At 66.8% G+C, this 4,013-nt stretch carries 3 protein-coding genes; all 3 read right to left on the reverse strand.

The genetic code is table 11. The annotated features are described in order from the left end of the window. Positions 1–83: 83 nt before the first annotated feature. Positions 84–1,175 (reverse strand): TRAP transporter substrate-binding protein, encoded by a 1,092-nt coding sequence (locus AC3XYG_RS23525; RefSeq protein WP_489142296.1) that lies wholly within the window; start codon positions 1,173–1,175, stop codon positions 84–86. 318 nt (positions 1,176–1,493) lie between these two features. After that, the gene (locus tag AC3XYG_RS23530) at positions 1,494–2,078 is read right to left on the reverse strand and encodes a biotin transporter BioY (RefSeq protein WP_489142297.1); all 585 of its coding nucleotides are present in this window, start codon (positions 2,076–2,078) and stop codon (positions 1,494–1,496) included. A 69-nt stretch (positions 2,079–2,147) separates the two neighbouring features. Then, positions 2,148–4,013 (reverse strand): DNA topoisomerase IV subunit A (gene parC, locus AC3XYG_RS23535; RefSeq protein WP_489142298.1); only part of this gene is annotated, 1,866 nt, incomplete at its 5' end.

The following is a 4,013-nucleotide window of genomic DNA, read 5'->3' on the forward strand; positions in this document are numbered from 1 at the left end:
CTGCCGCCACCCAGCTTCAAATAGTCAAAGAAAAGGGCCGGTCCCCGCAAGGAGACCGGCCCGATTGCTGTCAGCGCTGCGGCTTACTTGCCGGCGGCCTGCTGCGCGTAGACATAGCTGTCATAGGTGTATTCCGCGACCCGGAACCACTGATAGGCCTCGGTCCGGAACTGTTTCCACGGCTCGTAGATCGCCTTCCAGTTGGCGTTCGAGGCCGACAGCTCGTCATACAGCTTGAACGATTCGACATAAGAAGCGTCGAGCACGTCGCGCGGCAGCGGCCGCAGCTGCACGCCCTTGCCGACCAGGCTGCGGATTGCCGCGATGTTCTTCACATCGTACAGCGCCAGCATGTTGGCGTTGGCGACCTGGGTGGCCACCGCCAGCGCCTTCTTGTAGCTGTCCGGCAGCGCCTCGTGCTTGTCCTTGTTGAACAGGAAATGCACGGTGGGGCCGCCTTCCCAGAAGGCCGGGTAGTAGTAGAATTTGGCGACCTGGTAGAAGCCGAGCTTCTCGTCGTCATACGGCCCGACCCATTCGGTGGCGTCGATCGTGCCGCGCTCCAGCGCCGGGTAGATGTCGCCGCCAGCGATCTGCTGCGGCACCACGCCGATGCGTTCCACCACCTTGCCGGCCAGGCCGGCGATGCGCATCTTCAGCCCCTTCAAATCGGCCAGCGACTTGATCTCGTTGCGGAACCAGCCGCCCATCTGGGTGCCGGTGTTGCCGCCGGGCATGCCGACCACGCCGTAATTGGCGAAGAAGGTGTTCAACAGCTCGTTGCCGCCGCCATGGTACAGCCAGGCATTCTGCTGCCGGGCGTTGAGGCCGAACGGGATCGACGAGCCGATGGCGAAGGTCGGGTCCTTGCCGACATAGTAGTAGGCGACGGTGTGCGCCGCCTCGACCGTGCCGTTCTGCGTGGCGTCGAGCGCCTGCAGGCCCGGCACCAGCTCACCCGACGGGAACACCTGGATCTGGAACTTGCCGTCGGTCAGATCCGACAGAGTCTGCGACAGCACGTCGGCACCGCCATAGATGGTGTCGAGCGACTTCGGGAAACTCGACGCGAGGCGCCATTTGACCTCGGGCTTGTCCTGCGCGATCGCCGGTGCCGCCAGCGGTACGGCCGCCAGGCCGACGCCCGCGGTGGCAATGAAATTACGCCGCTTCATCTCTCGGAATCTCCCCCCATGTTCCAACGATCGAGCGTGGCTCGGACATTCGCTGCGGTGGATCGAGCCGCCGCAGCGCTGCTGCCATCTAATGAAACTCGGGGCCGGGACGCAACGAAGCATCTGCCTCTAGCAGAAAATCCGGCGCTTAAGATCAGCACGCATTGCCTCTCCCGCTTGCGGGAGAGGTCGGAAACGCAAAGCGGCTCCGGGTGAGGGCCCTTTGTCGAGGCCGAGACCAACCCTCACCCGGCCGTCCTACGGACGCCCGACCTCTCCCGCCAGGCGGGAGAGGCAACGCAAAAGGTTAGATCGGCTTTAAGCGTCGCGGCGGCGGGCGATGCCGGTCATCGCCAGCAGCAGGGCGCCGGCCAGCGCGCCCTTGAGGATCGCGGCCGGGATGAACGGCGTGAAGCCGCCAGCGATCGCGGCGGTCGGGCCGACCAGAACCGACAGCCAGGCCACGCCGGTAGCGAAGGGAATCAGCGAGGCCACGGCCAGCGCCGCAGCCATGCCCACGAGACCGCGGGCCCACCCCCGCTCGACCGCCAAGCCCATCAGCGCGGCCGAGGGCACGAAGCCGACGAGATAGCCGGCGGTGGGCCCCGCCATATAGGCCGGGCCGGCAATGGCGCCGGCGAAGACCGGCAGCCCGGCGAGGCCTTCGGCGAGATAGGCCAGCATCGCCAGGCCACCCAGCCGCCAGCCGCAGGCGCCGCCGATCAACAGCACCACGCCGGTCTGCATCGTCATCGGCACCGGGTAGAACGGCACCTGGATCCTGGCCGACAGCGCCATCAGGACGGAGCCCAGCACCACCACCACCACGGCGGCGCGAAACAGGCTGGCATTGCCCTCGGCGCGCCAGACGGAGAGCATCACGGGAAGGGTGCGGGTGGTCATCGCCAGGCTCCGAATGTCTTCTTCTGAAGTCGTCATCCCCGCTTTCGCGGGAATGACGAGAAAGGGGTTTTAGGTGAACTTGTTGCTCTGTGGGAAGCCGCGGGGCGGCAGGTTGCCGCTGCGGCCGCGGGCGGTGATCGGGATCTCCGGCTCGGTCCGGGTGCGGCCGCCGCCCATCTGCCAGATCAGCCCCTCTTCCCGCTTGAACACGGTCAGGTCCGACAGCGCAGCGCCATGGTATTTCTGCAGCGTCACGCCCTTGCCGCGCCCCATCTCCGGCAGCTCCGACAGCGGGAAGCACAGCAGGCGCCGGTTGGTGCCGACCACCGCCACGGTGTCGCCGCTGACGGGACGGCACACCACTGCCTTGGCGCCGTCGTTCAGGTTCAGCACCTGCTTGCCGGCGCGGGTCTGGGCGATCACGTCGCTTTCCGCCACCACGAAGCCGCGGCCGTCGCTGGAGGCGACGATCAGCTTGCGGCCCGGCACATGGGCCAGAAGCGCGATGATGTCGGTGTCGTTGCCGAGGTCGACCATCATCCGCACCGGCTCGCCGAAGCCGCGGCCGCGCGGCAGCTTGTCGGCCGCCAGGGTGTGGAAGCGGCCGTCGCTGCCGAACAGCAGGATCTTGTCGGTGGTCTCGGCCTGCAGCACGAAGCCTTCGGCGTCGCCGTCCTTGTACTTGACCTCGGCGAGTTCCAGCCCGTGGCCACGCAGCGCCCGGATCCAGCCCTTCGCCGACAGGAAGACGGTGAGCGGCTCGCGCTCGATCTGCGGCTCCAGCGACACGACGACGGCCGAGGGTGGCTCGCCGATCTTGGTGCGGCGGCGGCCGAGCACGGTGTCCGGGCCGAACTTCTTCTTGATCAGCGCGATCTCGCCCGAGATCGCCTTCCAGCGCTTGCCTTCGTCGGCGAGCAGGGCCTGGATCTGCTCACGCTCGCCCGACAGCCCGTCGAACTCGCGCCGGATCTCCATTTCCTCGAGCTTGCGCAACGACCGCAGCCGCATGTCGAGGATGGCGTCGGCCTGCACCTCGGTCAGCTTGAAATGCGCCATCAGCGACGCCCTGGGCTCGTCCTCCTCGCGGATGATGCGGATGACCTCGTCGAGGTCGAGGAAGACGATGAGGTAACCGCCGAGGATCTCCAGCCGCCGCTCGATCTTGCCGAGCCGGTACAGCGACCGCCGCTCCAGCACCTCGTAGCGGTGGTCGAGGAAGCCTTTGCAGACATCCTTGAGGCTCATCACCCGCGGGATGGTGCGGTCCAGCACGTTCATGTTCAGGCTGAAGCGCGTCTCCAGCTCGGTCAGCCGGAACAGCTGCTCCATCAGCATGTCGGCTTCGACGTTGCGGCTCTTCGGCACCAGGATGATGCGGACATCCTCGGCCGATTCGTCGCGCACATCCTCCAGCGTCGACAGCTTCTTCGAGGTGACGATGTCGGCCAGCTTCTCGATCAGCCGCGACTTCTGCACCTGGTACGGAATCTCGGTGACCACGATCTGGTATAGGCCGAGCGGCTGCTTCTCGATCTCCCACCGCGCCCGGACGCGGAAGGCACCGCGGCCGGTGACATAGGATTCGCGGATCGACGCAGCGGATTCGACCAGCTCGCCCCCTGTCGGGAAATCCGGCCCGGCGACCACGGTCAGCAGGTCGTCCACCGTGGAGTCGGGGTGCTTGATCATCATCTGCAGCGCGTCGCAGATCTCGCCGACATTGTGTGGCGGGATCGAGGTCGCCATGCCGACGGCGATGCCCTGAGAGCCATTGGCCAGCAGGTTCGGGAAGGCGGCCGGCAGGAACACCGGTTCGCGGCCCTCGCCGTCATAGGTCTCGCGGAAATCGACCGCGTCCTCGTCGATGCCTTCCAGCAGCGCCTCGGCCACGGCGGTCAGCCGGGCCTCGGTGTATCGCATCGCCGCGGCGTT

This window comes from Inquilinus sp. (assembly GCF_057815775.1).

What these genes read in the sequence shown, in the direction of transcription:
- AC3XYG_RS23530 (WP_489142297.1), bottom strand. Translation starts at nt 2,078, where the DNA reads ATGACCACCCGCACCCTTCCCGTGATGCTCTCCGTCTGGCGCGCCGAG.
- AC3XYG_RS23525 (WP_489142296.1), bottom strand. Translation starts at nt 1,175, where the DNA reads ATGAAGCGGCGTAATTTCATTGCCACCGCGGGCGTCGGCCTGGCGGCC.